Raw genomic sequence first — 15,612 nt, forward strand, 5'->3', positions numbered from 1 at the left:
CATGTCCATCCCCCGCGAACAGATCACCGGCCTCGTGCTTGCGGGCGGGCGCGGCACGCGCATGGGCGGCGTCGACAAGGGGCTGCAACCGCTGCACGGCGAAGCGCTCGCCGCTCACGTGCTCCGACGTCTCGCGCCGCAGACCGGCCCGCTGATGATCAGCGCGAACCGCCATGCCGACATCTATGCCGCGCTCGGCGCGCCGTATCGCGCGACGGTCGTCGCTGATACGCTCCCCGACTTTCCCGGCCCGCTCGCCGGCATGCTCGCCGGACTGCGTGCCGCCGGCACGGCCTACCTGCTGAGCGTGCCCTGCGATTCGCCATGGCTGCCGGCCGACCTCGCCGCGCGCCTCGCTGATGCGCTCGACGCAAACCACGCCGATATCGTGACCGTCACCACCATCGACATCCGTGGCGAGACGACGCTGCACCCGGTGTTCGCGCTGATGCGCACCGCCGTCGCGGACGACCTGGCCGCGTTTCTGGCCGCCGGGGAACGCAAGGTCCGCGCGTGGTACGCGCGCCACAAGACGGTCGAAGTCGTCTTTGCCGACGAGCGCGCGTTCTACAATGCCAACTCGTTACAAGAACTCGCCGACCTCGAACGTAATCGAGGCCCCGGCTGACATCCGCTCCGGCCGCACGGCAATAGCCGCGCCCGTCTCCGGTCGCGACGCCCAGCCATTCATGACCACGTTCAACGACTTTTCACGCTGCGTCGCGCAGTACGATCCTCATGCGCTACCCGTCCCGGCCGCTCAGGCGATCGTCCGGCAGTGGGCGACGCCCGTCGCGGCCGTCGAGCGCGTGGCATTGCGCGACGCGCTCGAGCGCGTGCTCGCCGCCGACATCGTGTCGCCGATCGACGTGCCCGCGCACGACAACTCCGCGATGGACGGCTACGCGTTCAATCACGCGGCGCTCGCGGCCGGTACGCGAGGCGGCGCGGACAGCGTCGAGCTGACGGTCGCCGGCAAGGCGCTCGCGGGCCATCCGTTCACGGGCCGCGTCGCGGCGAACCAGTGCGTGCGCGTGACGACGGGCGCCTGCATGCCCTCCGGCTGCGACACCGTCGTGCCGCAAGAACGGGTCGAGCGCGATAACGCGGATTCCCCTTCGATCCGCTTCGCGGCCAGCGCGGTGCCGGCGGGCGCGAACCGCCGTCGCGCCGGCGAAGATCTCGCGCGTGGCCACGTCGCGCTGCATGCCGGGCGCATCGTGCGCGCGTCGGACCTCGGCCTGCTGGCGTCGCTCGGCATCGGCGAAGTCAGCGTGCGGCGGCGTCTGCGGGTTGCGTTCTTTTCGACCGGCGACGAGCTGCGCTCGCTCGGCGAGCCGCTCGACGCCGGCTCGGTCTACGACAGCAACCGCTACACGCTGTTTGCGATGCTGCGGCGCCTGAACGTCGACGCGCTCGATCTCGGCGTCGTGCGTGACGAGCCGGCCGCGCTCGAAGCCGCGCTGCGCAGCGCCGCGGCCAATGCCGACGTGGTGCTGACTTCGGGCGGCGTGTCGGTCGGCGAAGCGGACTTCACGAAGCAACTGCTGCAGACTTTCGGCGACGTCGCATTCTGGAGTCTCGCAATGCGCCCCGGCCGGCCGCTCGCGTTCGGCCGCCTGTGGTCCGGTGCACAGCCGGGGCTCGGCAAACCTGCGCTATTCTTCGGCCTGCCCGGCAATCCGGTCGCCGTGATGGTGACGTTCTATCAGATCGTGCGCGAAGCGCTGCTGCTGATGGCCGGCGCGACGCCGCGGCCGTTGCCGGTGATTCACGCGACGAGCCGCGTGGCGCTGGACAAGCGCGCGGGCCGCACCGAATTCCAGCGCGGCATCGCCGAACAGGACGCGCACGGACACTGGCACGTGAGCCCGACCGGTTCGCAAAGCTCCGGCGTGCTGAGCTCGATGAGCGAAGCGAACTGCTTCATCGTGCTCGGCCACGACGAGGGCGAAATCGACGTCGGCGATCGCGTGTCGATCATGCTGTTCGACGGTCTCATCTGACGTTCCAGGCGACGCATCGATCGCATGACATCACCTCAGCATCTGATCCGCACTCCACCCACTACCACTACTAAGACACACTGGGGTTTGACTTACATGAAAAAACAGATCTCGTTCATCGCACCAGGACAGACGGCCAAAGCGCTGATCCTCGTGTATTTGACATTCTCGGTGCCGATCGTGCTGCTCGGCGTGGTGGTCGCGTTCGTGCGCTATGGCTCGGTGGAGCTGAGCACCGTGTTCAGCGCGCTGCTGTTGAACGCGATCCTCGGCTTCGTCCTGTTGTGGATCGCGTGCCACGCCTACAACTGGGTCGCGTCGCGCTTCGGTGGTATCGAAATCCATCTGGCCGACGCGCCGGAAGAAGCGTGACGGGCGATGCGCTGGAGCGGCTAGCTGAAAGAGCCTGAATTCCAGCGCCTCGCCCCTCATTGCTCATCGGGTTCCACACCCGAGAGCGCATCGCCGAGCAGCCCACTCGCCTCCTCGCCCGGCAACGCTTCGACGTCGCGCAGCTTGCGGTTCATCATGCGCGTGCGCGTTTCGGCGGCCTCGATCGAACGTGTGACGGTTTCGAGCTGCGCCTTGGTCTTCGCGAGCACGTCGCCGAATTTGCCGAACTCCGTTTTCACCGCGCCGAGCACCTGCCACACCTCGCTCGAACGCTTTTCGATCGCGAGCGTGCGGAAACCCATCTGCAGACTATTGAGCAACGCGGTCAGCGTGGTCGGCCCCGCAATCGTCACGCGATAGTCGCGCTGCAGCAGATCCCAGAGCCCCGGCCGGCGCAGCACTTCCGCGTACAGGCCTTCGGTCGGCAAAAACAGCAGCGCGAAGTCGGTCGTATGCGGCGGCGCCACGTACTTCTCCGCGATGGTGCGCGCCTCCGCGCGAATCCGCACTTCAAGCGCGCGCGATGCTTCCTCGACCGCGACCGGATCGGCGCGCTCCTGCGCTTCAATCAGCCGCTCGTAGTCCTCGCGCGGGAATTTGGCGTCAATCGGCAGCCATACCGGCGTGTTCGCGCCACCCGGTTCCGGCCGCCCCGGCAGCCGAATCGCGAACTCCACGCGATCGGCGCTCTTCGGCACCGTCGCGACGTTCTTCGCGTATTGATCGGTGGTCAGCAGTTGTTCGAGCAAGGCTTCGAGCTGCACTTCGCCCCACGTGCCGCGCGTCTTCACGTTGGTCAGCACGCGCTTCAGATCGCCGACGCCCGCCGCCAGCGTCTGCATTTCGCCGAGCCCGCGATGCACCTGTTCGAGCCGGTCGGACACGAGCTTGAACGATTCGCCGAGCCGCTGTTCCAGTGTGGCGTGCAGTTTTTCGTCGACGGTGCGGCGCATCTCCTCGAGCCGCGTCGCGTTGTTCGCCTCGATGTCCTTCAGACGCTGCTCGATCGTCGCGCGCACTTCGGCGAAGCGCCGGTCGTTCGCCTCGGTCAGTTGCCCGAGCTGCAGGCTCAGCGTGTCGCCGAACTGCTTGAGCGAGCGGCCCTGCTCGTCGCGCGCCTGCTGCGCCTGCGCCTGCAGGCTGTGACGCACCGCGTCCAGCTGCTGCGCAAAGCCGTCGATCTTGCCGCCCTGCACCGTCGTCATGCTGCCGAACTGCGCGGCGAGGGTTTGCTGAAACTGCGCGAAGCCGCCGCTTTGCTCGCTGCGCGATACACGGGCGGTCTCGGCGATGTCGTTGCGCAGTTGCCGCTCGAGCCGCTCGGCGGTATGCACCTGGGCGTCGACGACGGCATCGACGCGTTCGTTGAGCATCTCGAACTGCTCGTGCTGCTCCGTGCGGTCATGACCGCGCACCAGCAAGGCCAATGCGATCACGAGGGCGACCGCCAGCACCGCGACGGCCGCCACCAGAATCATCGTCATGAACGCGCCTTGCCGATCACGTCGGGGTTGATCGGATTCGGCGGCTGACCGGCGCGCGGTCCTGCGCCGAGCCCGGCGATCAGATTGTCCGCGGCGAGGTTCGCCATCGCACGGCGCGTGGTTTCGGTCGCGCTCGCGATGTGCGGCGTCAGCACCACGTTCGGCACGCTGAGCAGCGCCGGATTCAGATTCGGTTCGCCCTCGAACACGTCGAGACCGGCCGCCGCGATGCGCCTGTCACGCAGCGCGTCGGCCAACGCCGCATCGTCGACGATGCCGCCGCGCGCGATGTTCGTCAGCGTCGCGCTCGGCTTCATCAGCCCGAGTTCGGCCGCGCCGATCGTGTGGTGGTTGTCCTTCGTGTACGGCAGCACCAGCACGACGTGGTCGGCGCGCCGCAGCAGATCCTCTTTCGACACGTATTCCGCGTTCAGCTCGGCCTCGATTTGCGGCGCGACGCGCGAGCGGTTGTGATAGATGACTCGCATGTTGAAGCCCTGCGCGCGACGCGCGAGCGCCTGGCCGATGCGGCCCATGCCGATCACGCCCAGCGTCGAGCCGTACAGGTCGCTGCCGAGAAAGCCGTCGTAGCTCCACTTCTGCCAGAGCCCCGCGCGCAGCCAGTGCTCCGACTCGGCGATGCGGCGCGCGGCGGCCATCATCAGCGCCCAGCCGAAGTCGGCGGTCGATTCGTTCAGCACGTCTGGCGTGTTGGTGCCGAGCACGTTCGCCGCGTTGAACGCGGCCATGTCGAAGTTGTTGTACCCGACTGCCATGTTCGACACGACGCGCAAACGCGGCGCCGCGGCGAGCACGGCCGCATCGATCATCTCGCCGGCCGTCAGCGCGCCGTCCTTGTCCGCGAGCCGGCGCTTCAGCTCGTCGGCGGGCAACACGTCGCCCTCGTTCCAGTCGACGTCGAAGTATTGTTTGAGCCGGTCGATCACGTCGGGAAAGATCGAACGGGCAACGAGGATTTTCTGCATTGCAAGTCTCCGTATCGCACGTCGAGGGAGTGCCTCGGCGTTGCAGAGTCAGCGTCGAAAAAAGAGCCAGCCGGTCAGCGCGAACAACGGCAGCAACATCGCGCCGGACCAGCCCATATACGCGAAAAAGCTCGGCATGCGCACGCCGCGCGATTGCGCCATCGCCTTCACCATGAAGTTCGGCGCGTTGCCAATATAGGTGTTGGCACCCATGAACACGGCACCGGCCGAAATCGCCGCGAGCGTGGTTGCTCCGGTGGTCATCAACGTCTGCGCGTCGCCGCCGGCCAAATTGAAGAACACGAGATAGGTCGGCGCGTTGTCGAGAAACGAAGATAGCAGGCCGGTCGCCCAGAAGTACATGATGTCGCGCGGCTCGCCCGACGGATCGTTGACCAGATGGACGATGCCCGCGAACGCGCCGGCTTCTCCCGCGCGCAGGATCATGATGACCGGCACGATCGTCACGAAGATGCCGGCGAACAGTTTGGCGACTTCCTCGATCGGGGCCCAGTTGAAGTCATTGCCGGCACGGGCGGCGCGCGGCGTCCACGCGAGCGACAGCAGCGTGACGACGATCAGCGCGGCGTCGCGCACGATGTTTTGCAACGCGACGTGGGTGCCCAGTACGTCGAATGTGATTTGCGGGCGCCACAGTCCGCTCATCAGCACGAGCGCGATCGCCGCGGCGAGCAGCACGAAATTGATCTTGCCATCGATACCGAGCGGCGCGCCGTCGGGCGTCGGATCGAGGAAGGCCGAACGCTGCTCCTCGCGCTGGTGAAAGTAGTACGAGTCGAGCGCGTAGAAAGCGGCGAGCAGCATGCCGCTCACGAACAGCATCGGAGCCGCGAGATGCGTGGTGGTCCAGAAAAAACTCACGCCTTCGAGAAAGCCGAGGAAGAGCGGCGGATCGCCGAGCGGCGACAGCGCGCCCCCAATGTTCGCGACGAGGAAGATAAAGAACACGACCACGTGGGTCACATGGCGGCGATTGTCGTTGGCGCGCAGCAGCGGGCGGATCAGCAGCATTGCCGCGCCGGTCGTCCCCATCACGCTCGCGAGCAGCGTGCCGAGCGCGAGAATCGCGGTGTTCAGGCGCGGCGTGCCGTGCAGATTGCCGCGCACGCAGATGCCGCCCGCGACGGTGTAGAGCGCGGTCAGCAGAATGATGAACGGGATGTACTCGTCGAGCATGGCATGCGCGAGCGCGCCTAACGCGGCGCTCGTGCCGAAGCTCACGGCGAACGGCACGATGAACGCGAGCGCCCACGCCGCGGCGATCTTGCCAAAATGGTGATGCCAGAAGGCTGGCGCGATCAGCGGAAAGATCGCGATCGACAGCAGCACACCCGCGAAGGGCAAGCCCCACAGCGCCGACAAGCGCGCACCGTCGAGCGTCGCGGCCTGCACGGACGGCGCACACAGCGCGAGCATGGGGGCAACGGCGAGCCACAGGCCCGCGCGACCAGACAGCGAACTCATGCCGAAACAGGACGCGCGACAGTTTGCCAACGCACGAACGACGGATACCGCGTGTGTCGCATATGCGTCAGCAAGCCGCCGCGCGACGCGTTCAAGCATCCTGCACGACGATCGCATGCACCCGGTAAGGGCCGTGCGCGCCCAACACGATGGTCTGCTCGATATCGCCGGTGCGCGACGGCCCCGATATGAAATTGACCGCGCGCGGCAGCTCACCGCGCTCCTTGCGAATCAGACCGAACGCCTCCTCATGACCCGCGACGATGCGCGACGCCGGCACGATCGCGATATGCGTCTCCGGAAGCAGCCCGGCCGACGCATACGTCTCGGGTCCGGACAGCAACACGAGCGTGCCGGTCTCCGCGGTCGCGCAGAAGCAGCCGGTGAGACCGACCACGTCGTTGTCTTTAGGTTTGCGAAATTCGACGGCGAGGCCGGCTTCGGCCCACGGCAGATCGCGCAGCGTTTGCCATGCGATAGCCTGCAACGGCAAGCCGTGTTGCATCAGATAGCGATGCGCGGCGGCGGGCACATCGGCGAGGGTTTGAACGGTGTCGACGGTGGTCGCCATCTTCTGCGCTTCTTCAATGAACTGCGCGCGCAGATCGGCGGGGATGTCCGGACGCGGCCCGGCCGGATGACGCGCGAGATAGTCCGCCGCGGCTTCGCGCTCGGCGGCGCTCGGTTCGGGCTCGCGCCCTTGCGCGGCGCGGATGCGCGCCAGGATGTTGCGGCGGGCAATCGATGTGTCCATGGGCGAAATCCTCGTGTCGACAGCCGTGCGATATGGCGAGGATTATACCGGTGGCCTTCCACGCAAACACCCTGGCCGAACGGCACATTGCCGGGCGTCGGGAGTGCGGCGACACTGTTCGCCGCACCACCCCGAACGCGAGCAGATCATGAACAGGCGATGAACCGAAAAGCAGGCCGCGAAGCGCGCTACTTGGCCGCCTCTTCTTCCGGCTGCGCGATGCCGAACACCTGGCGCAGATACGCGAGATACGCCTTGTCCTCGCACATGTTCTTGCCCGGCGAATCGGACAATTTCGCGACCGGCTGACCGTTGCAGCGGACCATCTTGATCACGATTTGCAGCGGGTTGTAGCCGAGGTCGTTGGTCAGATTGGTGCCCACCCCGAACGCGAGCTTGCAGCGGCCGCGGAAGCGCTCGTAGAGCTGCAGCACCTTCGGGATGTCGAGTGCGTCGGAGAACACGAGGACCTTGGTGCGCGGGTCGCAGCGATTCGCCTCGTAGTGCTTGAGCAGGCGCTCGCCCCAGTCGAACGGATCGCCAGAATCGTGGCGAGCGCCGTCGAACAGCTTGCAGAAGTACATGTCGAAGTCGCGCAGGAACGCCTGCATGCCGTACACGTCGGAGAGTGCAATTCCGAGGTCGCCACGATATTCCTTCGCCCACATCTCGAAGCCGAAGATCTGCGAGTCGCGCAGCCGCGGACCGAGCGCCTGGCAAGCCTGCAGGTACTCGTGCGCCATCGTGCCGAGCGGCGTCAGGCTGTGCTTCATCGCGTAGAAGACGTTGCTCGTGCCGGCGAACTGCTCGCCGAGGCCGTCCTTCAGCGTGAGGATCACCTCCTCGTGCCATTGCTTCGAGAAGCGGCGGCGCGTGCCGTAATCGGCGATCTTGCAGTCGGCGTATTCGGGACGCGCGCCGAGCAGTTGGATCTTGTCGAGCAGACGGCCGCGGCCTACGTGATAGTCGGGCGTTTGCTGCGTGTTGCGGAAATAGACTTCGTTGACGATCGCGAGCACCGGGATTTCGAAGAGGATCGTATGCAGCCACGGCCCCTTGATGTCGATGTCGATTTCGCCATTGCCCTTCAGCGACGGCGTGATCGAAATGTACTTCTCGTTCAGATGGAACAGCGCGAGGAACTCGATGAAGTCGCCCTTGATGAAGCGCATGCGGCGCAGGTAGTCGAGCTCATCGTCGGTGAAACGCAGTTCGCAGAGCTTGCGCACTTCGTCGCGAATCTCGCCGATGTAGGGCACCAGATCGACGTTCGGCGTGCGGCAGCGGAAGCGGTACTCCACGTTCGCGGCGGGGAAGTGATGCAACACCACCTGCATCATCGTGAACTTGTACAGATCGGTATCGAGCAGCGAAGTAATAATCATGATGGTACGAACTGGACCGCTGAAAAAACGAAACGGGCTCACGGCACCGTTGCAACGGACGCGCTGAACCGAGCGGCGCGCCAACCTGACGCATGTTACCCGAATGCGTCCGCATCCATCGTGCCACCGGCTTGCGCCGGCTGTCCGCGGCCATTTGCGGCACCTCATAAACTAATCACAAAAACATATAAGACGCACAGGCCGATGTTTCATCTGCCTGTTGACGTTAAGTTACAATAACTCTTTTGGCGTCCGCGCCTTCCCTGATTCCGCATGCAGGAGCTGCCTGAATGACTCACGTTGTGACCGAAAGCTGCATCAAGTGCCGCTATACCGACTGCGTCGATGTGTGCCCGGTGGACTGCTTTCGCGAAGGTCCCAACTTCCTCGCGATCGACCCCGATGAATGCATCGACTGCGCCGTGTGCGTAGCCGAGTGCCCGGTGAACGCCATCTATGCCGAAGAAGACGTGCCGGGCGACCAGCAGGACTTCATCGCGCTGAACGCCGACCTGGCGAAAGCGTGGCCCAGCATCACGAAGACCAAGGCACCGCTGCCGGAAGCCGAGGAATTCAAGGACGTGAAGGATAAGCTCGCGTTGCTCGCGCGCTGAGCAGGAATTAATATGAAGATGAACGCAGAGGTATTGACAGGCGTTTAAGCCGCCTCTACAATTTCGCTTCTCTGCTGTTGTTGTTCTGTTCCTCGATAGCTCAGTCGGTAGAGCGCCGGACTGTTAATCCGTAGGTCCCTGGTTCGAGCCCAGGTCGAGGAGCCAAGAATTGCAAAAGCCCGTTAACCAAGACGGGTTTTTTTATGTAGATCAAGTTGTACTGCTGTTCCTCGATAGCTCAGTCGGTAGAGCGCCGGACTGTTAATCCGTAGGTCCCTGGTTCGAGCCCAGGTCGAGGAGCCAAAAAATTGAAAGGCCCGCATCCGTGCGGGCCTTTTTGTTTTTGCGCCCCGATCGCCCATCTCACGTGCGCGGCACGCCGTTATACGATGGCGGCTTCACGGCGCACGTTTCACCCCTCTGGCGCCGGCTCACTCTAGACACTCAACCGGCACGCTCATGAAATCCACCTCGCTACACATCGCGCTCACGGCGATCGGCGCCCTGCTGCTTTCTTCGGCGCACGGCGAAGAAATCGCCAGCGTCAATACGAATTTTCACGTTACAGGCTCCGACCGCGTGGTCGTCGAAGCCTATGACGATCCCGTCGTGCAAGGCGTCACCTGCTACGTGTCGCGGGCGCGGACCGGCGGCGTCAAAGGCACGCTCGGCATCGCCGAAGATCCGACCGAGGCGTCGATCGCGTGTCGCCAGGTCGGGGAGCTGCATTTCACCGGCCCCATCAAGCAGAAGGACGACGTGTTCTCGGTCAGCATGTCGCTGATCTTCAAGTCGCTGCACGTGGTGCGGGTGGTCGACACGAAGCGCAACGCGCTGGTCTATCTGACCTACAGCGACCGTGTGGTCAGCGGCAGCGCGAAAAACAGCGTGAGCGCCGTGCCGATGCCGACCGGCACGACGATTCCGCTCAAGTAACGCAAGTACCGTCAATTGACGGCGCGAGTGGCACGCGGCGCGACGCAGCGCGCCTGCGCGCCCGCCGCCGTACCCGCCCACGACGCGTTAAACTGACCAGTCCAGCTGGACTTTCGTCATGACCGCCACCTCTCGTTTCCGCGATTCCGCCCGCTACTGGCGCACGCCGCTACTGCCCGGCGCGGATCTGCTCACCGCCGAATACCACGACCACGAGTTCGCGCCGCATTGGCACGACGCCTACACGATCCCGGTGATCGTCGCGGGTGCGGAGTGCTATCGGTATCGCGGCGAGAACCATGTCGCCGAAGCGGGCAGCGTGCCGATCATCAATCCGGGCGAGCTGCATACGGGGTCGAAGGCGGTCGAGGCGGGCTGGCGGTATCGCGTGATGTATGCGCCGGTCGAGTTCCTCCGCGCGCTTGCCGACGAGGTTGCCGGCAAGCCGCAGGCCTTGCCGTGGTTTGCGCCCGGCGTGATCCGCGATCCCGATCTCGCGATGCGGCTCGCGCACGCGCACCGTCTGCTCGAAGCCGGCGACGACGCGCTCGCCGCCGAAGCCGCGATGCTCGACGCACTGTCAACCTTGCTGGTCCGCTATGCGCAGACGCGCCCCGCCTCCGCGCGCGTCGCGACCGACGACACTCGAGTCGCATTGATGCAGGAGCGGCTGACCGGTGACCTCGTCGAACCGGTGACGCTCGCCGAGGTCGCCAAGGCGGCGGGTCTGTCGCCGTTCCACGCGGCGCGGCTATTCACGCAATCGACCGGCCTGCCGCCTCATGCGTGGCGCAATCAGGTGCGCCTGCAGCGCGCGCTCGCGCCGTTGCGCGCCGGTGTCCCGGTGACCGACGTCGCCGCCGCAAGTGGCTTCACCGATCAGAGCCATTTCACGCGGCATTTCCGGCGCATGTTCGGCGTGCCGCCGGGCCAATGGCAAGGAACGCAGCGCGGCTCGTAACGCGCGATGCGGCACCGCCGTCGCGTGCGCGGCACGCAGTGAGCATCGCGCCGCAATTCGCCTGTCTGCGCCAGCCCTTCATCAGCCATCCCCCGCTACGCCGTAGCCCCCGCCGGCAACCCGCCGCAAGAACGTACAAGTCCGAATGCCCGTCAGTCGCTATGCTTCCGAAATCAAGGAGGCTCAGATTGACCGATTCCACCCAAGGCCAGCCCACCCGCGGCAGCCATCTCAAAGAATGCGCCGCCGGCGCGCGCGACATCATTCCGATGATGGTCGGTGCCGCGCCGTTCGGCGTCATCTTCGGCACGCTCGTGACGTCCGGCCCGCTGCATCTGTGGCACGGCCAGTTGATGTCGCTCGTCGTCTTCGCGGGTTCCGCGCAGTTCATCGCGCTCGGGCTGATCGCCGGACATGCGAGCTTCGCCGTAATCTGGGCGACCACGCTCGTCGTCAATCTGCGTCACGTGCTGTATAGCGCCACGCTCGCGCCGCACGTCGCGCATCTGCCGAAGCGCTGGCGCTGGGCGCTCGGCGCGCTGCTCACCGACGAAGTCTTCGCGGTCGCGTGGGAGCACTACCGGCATCGCGAGCCGGGTACCGTGGGTCCGTACTACTTCTTCGGCGCCGGCGTCGCGATGTATCTGAACTGGCAGCTGTGGACCGTCGCCGGCCTGCTGTTCGGCGCGGCCTTCCCGGGCCTGCAGTCGCTCGGCCTCGACTTCGCGATGGTCGCGACGTTCATCGCGATCGTCGTGCCGCAACTCGTCGCGCTGCGCTATATCGCGGCGGCCGTCACCGCCGGCACGCTGGCGTTTTTCTGGCAAGCGTGGCCGTATAAGCTCGGCCTGCTCGGCGCGGTGTTCGCGGGAGTCGCGGTCGGCGTGCTGCTGTCGATGTCGCGTTTGAACCTGCGTGGCGCGCGCCGTCCGGTGGAGGCGACGCGATGAACTACGTCGTTCTGATCGTCGGCATGGCCGCGATTACGTGGTTGATCCGCGCGGCCGTGTTCGTGCTCGGCGAGCGCCTCGTGTTCCCGCCGCTGATGCGCACGGCGCTCAGCTTCGTGCCGGTCACCGTGCTGACCGCGATCATCGTCCCGATGGCCGTGTCGCCGCACGGCAACAACGCCGAGTTGACCTGGCGCAATCCGCAGCTGGTCGGCGCGCTCGCCGCGATCGTCGTCAGTGCCGTGACGCGCAGGCCGCTGCTGACGATCGCAGTCGGTCTCGTCGTGTTCTTCGTGTGGCAGTGCGTGGTGCTGAAGTAAGCGCGCCCTTCTCCACGCTCATCGACTCGTCAGCGGTCCGTCGACGCATCGCGGACCGCGCCCCCCTCTCCCAGCGGCAGCGAGGCGCGCAAGCGCCCGAAGCTTCCCTCCAAAGCCCGCAACCGTCGCCGGGCCGCCCTCAAGTTTCCCGCCACCCCGCCGATATGCAGTCGAGGTCCGCTCATCGGGAGTCGTCCCGTTGGTTACGCGGCAACAGCTTGAAATCGAGCGCGTCGGCAGCCGGCGTCGCGTCGCCTCGGTCCGGGAGTGACCGGGCGATCGTGCGACGGCGCGCCGCGCGCGGCCGCATTAAACGGGATAACACATGGGTCAAATCACCCTGAAACTGAAGGACGAGACCGTCGCTTCGCTGCGCAAAGACTTCGAGGCCTTTTTGCGGGTCTCGCTGAAGCTCGATCCGCAGTTCGCGACGCCGTCGTTCGAAGATTTCTTGCGCGCGAAGCTGCTCGACAACATGGTGCCGCTCACCGAGCACGCGGTGCAGCGGATGCTGCAAGGCGGCCAGTACGCATGGGCCAAACGCACGCTCGACAAGGAGTTTCCCGACGTCGTGTCGATCCTGATGCGTCAGGCGAGCGAGTTCGGCTTCGGTTTCGCGGCGCGCTCGGAATGGACGCCCGAGGAGCTCACCAAGCAATGCCGCGACTGGGCCGCCGCGATCGTCAAGGAAGCGGAAGGCGACGCGACGCTGGTCGATCCGCTCGCCGCGCAGATCAAGAGCACGGTGCAGGACATCCAGGCGCTCGAGGAAGTGATGCAGACGCCGGCATGGCGGCTGGTCGAATCGCTGCGCCAGCGCGTCTACGAGGCGAAGATCGCGTGCGAGACGAGCGTCGGCAGTACCGCGCGCGAGAAGCTCGGCGAACTGCGTGGGCTGTTGCGGCTCGGCATTTCGCACGGCACGTTCCAGAAGCAGGAAGCGCAGCAGATCATGGAGTATCTGCGGCTTTTGAAGCCGGAGATTTTCGTCGAGGAGCCGTACGACGTGTTCTCGCGGCTCGCGGCATGGCTGCGCAATTTCTTCGTGCCGCCGCCTCCGGTCGCGCAGCAACAGCAGCGGCAGCCGCGTTGAGCTTCGACTGACCCGAGCGGCGCCGGCCGCTCAGTCCCACATCTTCCTGAGCTTCGCGGCGATCTCGATCCTGGCCTGCGCGGCCGCGGCGAGCCCCGCCGCGCTCGGCGCGCTCGCCACCGGCACGCGCGGCCATGCGTACGCGTCGAACAGCGGCAGCATCGGCGTGGCGATGAAGCGCGTGCGCGACGCCCACACATGGCGGTCGCCCAGATGGGTCTGGTTGTGCACGTAAAAGCGCTGCGGCACGACGATATGCAGGTCTTCCTTCGCGCGCGTCATCGCCACGTAGAGCAGGCGCCGCTCCTCGTCGATTTCCTCGTCGCTGCCGGTGCCCAGATCGGACGGAATGCAGCCGTCGACGCCATTCAGCACGAACACATTGCGCCACTCCTGGCCCTTTGCCGAATGGATCGTCGACAGGATCAGGTAATCCTCGTCGATCAGCGGCACGCCGGATTCGTCGCTGGTGGCGTCGGGCGGATCGAGCGTCAACTCGGTCAGGAAGCGCTCTCGCGACGGATAAGTACCCGCAATGCTTTCCATCTGCAGCAGGTCCGCGTGACGGATCGCGGCGTCCTCGTGATTGCGCTCCAGATGCGGTTCGTACCAGCGCCGCACCGTCTCGAACTCGGCCGGCCACGGCGTTTGCCGGCCATACACGCTCGACATCAGCTTGACGAACGGATGCCAGTCTTCCTGCGCCCTTGCGGGCGCCGCAAACGCGGCCAGCACACCGCCCGCGGTCGCGACCGGATCGCCGCCATCCGCGCGCGCGACGATGTCGTCGAGCACCTTCGCCGCGGTGGCCGGACCGACGCCCGGCAGCAGCTGCACGACGCGAAAGCCGGCGACGCGGTCGCGCGGATTCTCGGCCCAGCGCAGCACCGCGAGCACGTCCTTCACGTGCACCGAGTCGAGAAATTTGAGCCCGCCGAATTTGACGAACGGGATGTTGCGGCGCGTGAGCTCGATCTCGAGCGCGGCGCTGTGATGCGCGGCACGGAACAGCACCGCCTGCGACTTCAGCTTGACGCCCTGCTCGCGCGCTTCGAGCACCTGCTCGACGACGTAGCGAGCTTGCGCGGCGTCGTCGGCGACCGTGACGAGGCGCGGTCGCTGCGCCGACGCCTTGTCGGTCCACAGATTCTTCGTGTAGCGCTCGCTCGCGAGTTCGATCACCGCGTTCGACGCGGCGAGAATCGGCTCGGTGGATCGATAGTTGCGCTCGAGCGTGACCTGCTTCGCGGGCGGCTCGAATTGCGTGGGGAAATCGAGGATATTGCGCACGGTCGCGCCGCGAAACGAATAGATCGACTGCGCGTCGTCGCCGACCACGGTCAGGCCGCGGCCGTCCGGTTTCAGCGCGAGCAGGATCGACGCCTGCAGGCGGTTGGTGTCCTGGTATTCGTCGACCAGCACATGGTCGAAGCGCGCCGACAGATCGGCCGCGATGCTGGGCTCGGCGGCCATGTGCGACCAGTAGAGCAGCAGATCGTCGTAGTCGAGCACGCTCTGCTTCTGTTTGGCGTCGACGTACGCGGCGAACAGCCTGCGCAGATCGTCCTCCCACTCGCGACACCACGGAAACGCGCTGTCCAATACCTGTCCGAGCGATGCACCGGTGTTGACGACGCGCGAGTAGATCGCGAAGCAGGTGCCCTTCGCCGGAAAGCGCCGCTCTTTCGCGGACAGTCCGAGTTCGTGGCGCACGAGGTTCATCAGGTCCGCGGAGTCTTCGCGGTCGTTGATCGTGAACGCGGGCGCGAGGCCGATCAGATCCGCGTATTCGCGCAACAGCCGCGCGCCGACGCTGTGAAACGTGCCCGCCCACGTCAGCCCTTGCGCGAGCGCGGCGCGTGCACCGACGGTGGAAGCCGCGGCGCCGGTGATGCGTGTCACGCGGCGGGTCATTTCGAGTGCCGCGCGGCGCGAGAAGGTCAACAGCAGGATGCGCTGCGGATCGGCGCCCTTCACCACCAGATTAGCGACGCGATGCGCGAGCGTGTTGGTCTTGCCGGAGCCCGCGCCCGCGATCACGAGCAGCGCGCCGGGCAGCGCGTCGGGCGTGTCGGTCCCGTATTCGACGGCTTCGCGTTGGGCGTCGTTGAGCTTTGCGAGCCAGGCGGCGGTATCGAACGACGGAGCGGATTCGGCGACGGTGGACACTGAGCGGTTTTTGCGCGTTGGATGGATTTTCAGGATGCGACGCACACTGTATATCCATACAACCCAATGCGACAAG

At 65.8% G+C, this 15,612-nt stretch carries 15 protein-coding genes and 2 tRNA genes; 11 read left to right on the forward strand and 6 right to left on the reverse strand.

Annotated elements, in window-relative coordinates:
- Position 1 precedes the first annotated feature (1 nt).
- From mobA to AB3X95_RS06205, 3 genes are all read left to right on the forward strand, one after another.
- Positions 2 to 628, forward strand: a complete 627-nt coding sequence (gene mobA, locus AB3X95_RS06195) for a molybdenum cofactor guanylyltransferase MobA (protein ID WP_184226545.1) — start codon at positions 2 to 4, stop codon at positions 626 to 628.
- A 61-nt stretch (positions 629 to 689) separates the two neighbouring features.
- Positions 690 to 2,006 carry a gephyrin-like molybdotransferase Glp gene (gene glp, locus AB3X95_RS06200; protein WP_368620902.1) on the forward strand — a complete coding sequence of 439 codons (1,317 nt, stop codon included), beginning with the start codon at positions 690 to 692 and terminating at the stop codon, positions 2,004 to 2,006.
- Between the two features lie 96 nt (positions 2,007 to 2,102).
- On the forward strand, positions 2,103 to 2,378 hold the full coding sequence (locus AB3X95_RS06205; protein WP_008923126.1) for a hypothetical protein: 276 nt from the start codon (positions 2,103 to 2,105) through the stop codon (positions 2,376 to 2,378).
- Positions 2,379 to 2,434: 56 nt separating this feature from the next.
- On the opposite strand, the gene AB3X95_RS06210 is transcribed toward AB3X95_RS06205, so the two are convergent.
- The 5 genes from AB3X95_RS06210 to pncB all read right to left on the reverse strand — a co-directional run bounded on the left by AB3X95_RS06210 (position 2,435) and on the right by pncB (position 8,493).
- Complete coding sequence (locus AB3X95_RS06210; protein WP_368620903.1) at positions 2,435 to 3,883, reverse strand: DNA recombination protein RmuC; 1,449 nt, start codon at positions 3,881 to 3,883, stop codon at positions 2,435 to 2,437.
- On the reverse strand, positions 3,880 to 4,869 hold the full coding sequence (locus AB3X95_RS06215; RefSeq protein WP_368620904.1) for a 2-hydroxyacid dehydrogenase: 990 nt from the start codon (positions 4,867 to 4,869) through the stop codon (positions 3,880 to 3,882). The genes AB3X95_RS06210 and AB3X95_RS06215 overlap by 4 nt, the downstream gene beginning before the upstream one ends.
- Positions 4,870 to 4,917: 48 nt before the next feature.
- The gene (locus AB3X95_RS06220) at positions 4,918 to 6,306 is read right to left on the reverse strand and encodes a sodium:proton antiporter (protein ID WP_368621101.1); all 1,389 of its coding nucleotides are present in this window, start codon (positions 6,304 to 6,306) and stop codon (positions 4,918 to 4,920) included.
- Positions 6,307 to 6,445: 139 nt separating this feature from the next.
- Complete coding sequence (locus AB3X95_RS06225; protein ID WP_176124188.1) at positions 6,446 to 7,108, reverse strand: lactate utilization protein C; 663 nt, start codon at positions 7,106 to 7,108, stop codon at positions 6,446 to 6,448.
- A gap of 188 nt (positions 7,109 to 7,296) precedes the next feature.
- The gene (gene pncB, locus AB3X95_RS06230; protein WP_176124189.1) at positions 7,297 to 8,493 is read right to left on the reverse strand and encodes a nicotinate phosphoribosyltransferase; all 1,197 of its coding nucleotides are present in this window, start codon (positions 8,491 to 8,493) and stop codon (positions 7,297 to 7,299) included.
- A gap of 290 nt (positions 8,494 to 8,783) precedes the next feature.
- Between pncB and fdxA the strand changes: the two genes are divergently transcribed.
- From fdxA to AB3X95_RS06270, 8 genes are all read left to right on the forward strand, one after another.
- Positions 8,784 to 9,107 (forward strand): ferredoxin FdxA, encoded by a 324-nt coding sequence (fdxA, locus tag AB3X95_RS06235; RefSeq protein WP_176124190.1) that lies wholly within the window; start codon positions 8,784 to 8,786, stop codon positions 9,105 to 9,107.
- Between the two features lie 89 nt (positions 9,108 to 9,196).
- Positions 9,197 to 9,272, forward strand: a tRNA-Asn gene (locus AB3X95_RS06240).
- Between the two features lie 62 nt (positions 9,273 to 9,334).
- Positions 9,335 to 9,410: transfer RNA gene (locus AB3X95_RS06245), tRNA-Asn, on the forward strand.
- A 156-nt stretch (positions 9,411 to 9,566) separates the two neighbouring features.
- Positions 9,567 to 10,043, forward strand: coding sequence for a CreA family protein (locus AB3X95_RS06250; RefSeq protein ID WP_176105438.1), 477 nt, complete (start codon positions 9,567 to 9,569; stop codon positions 10,041 to 10,043).
- Between the two features lie 118 nt (positions 10,044 to 10,161).
- Positions 10,162 to 11,004 carry an AraC family transcriptional regulator gene (locus tag AB3X95_RS06255; RefSeq protein ID WP_176366111.1) on the forward strand — a complete coding sequence of 281 codons (843 nt, stop codon included), beginning with the start codon at positions 10,162 to 10,164 and terminating at the stop codon, positions 11,002 to 11,004.
- Positions 11,005 to 11,192: 188 nt separating this feature from the next.
- Entirely contained in the window at positions 11,193 to 11,954 is a 762-nt protein-coding gene (locus tag AB3X95_RS06260) for an AzlC family ABC transporter permease (protein ID WP_368595364.1), read from the forward strand.
- Positions 11,951 to 12,274 carry an AzlD domain-containing protein gene (locus AB3X95_RS06265; protein ID WP_176105435.1) on the forward strand — a complete coding sequence of 108 codons (324 nt, stop codon included), beginning with the start codon at positions 11,951 to 11,953 and terminating at the stop codon, positions 12,272 to 12,274. Before AB3X95_RS06260 ends, AB3X95_RS06265 begins: the two co-directional genes overlap by 4 nt.
- Positions 12,275 to 12,599: 325 nt before the next feature.
- Complete coding sequence (locus tag AB3X95_RS06270) at positions 12,600 to 13,367, forward strand: DUF4088 family protein (protein WP_176124194.1); 768 nt, start codon at positions 12,600 to 12,602, stop codon at positions 13,365 to 13,367.
- Positions 13,368 to 13,397: 30 nt separating this feature from the next.
- On the opposite strand, the gene AB3X95_RS06275 is transcribed toward AB3X95_RS06270, so the two are convergent.
- Complete coding sequence (locus AB3X95_RS06275) at positions 13,398 to 15,536, reverse strand: ATP-dependent helicase (protein ID WP_368620905.1); 2,139 nt, start codon at positions 15,534 to 15,536, stop codon at positions 13,398 to 13,400.
- Between the last annotated feature and the right edge of the window lie 76 nt (positions 15,537 to 15,612).

The organism is Paraburkholderia sp. BR13444, assembly GCF_040948755.1.
GTDB lineage: Bacteria > Pseudomonadota > Gammaproteobacteria > Burkholderiales > Burkholderiaceae > Paraburkholderia > Paraburkholderia youngii.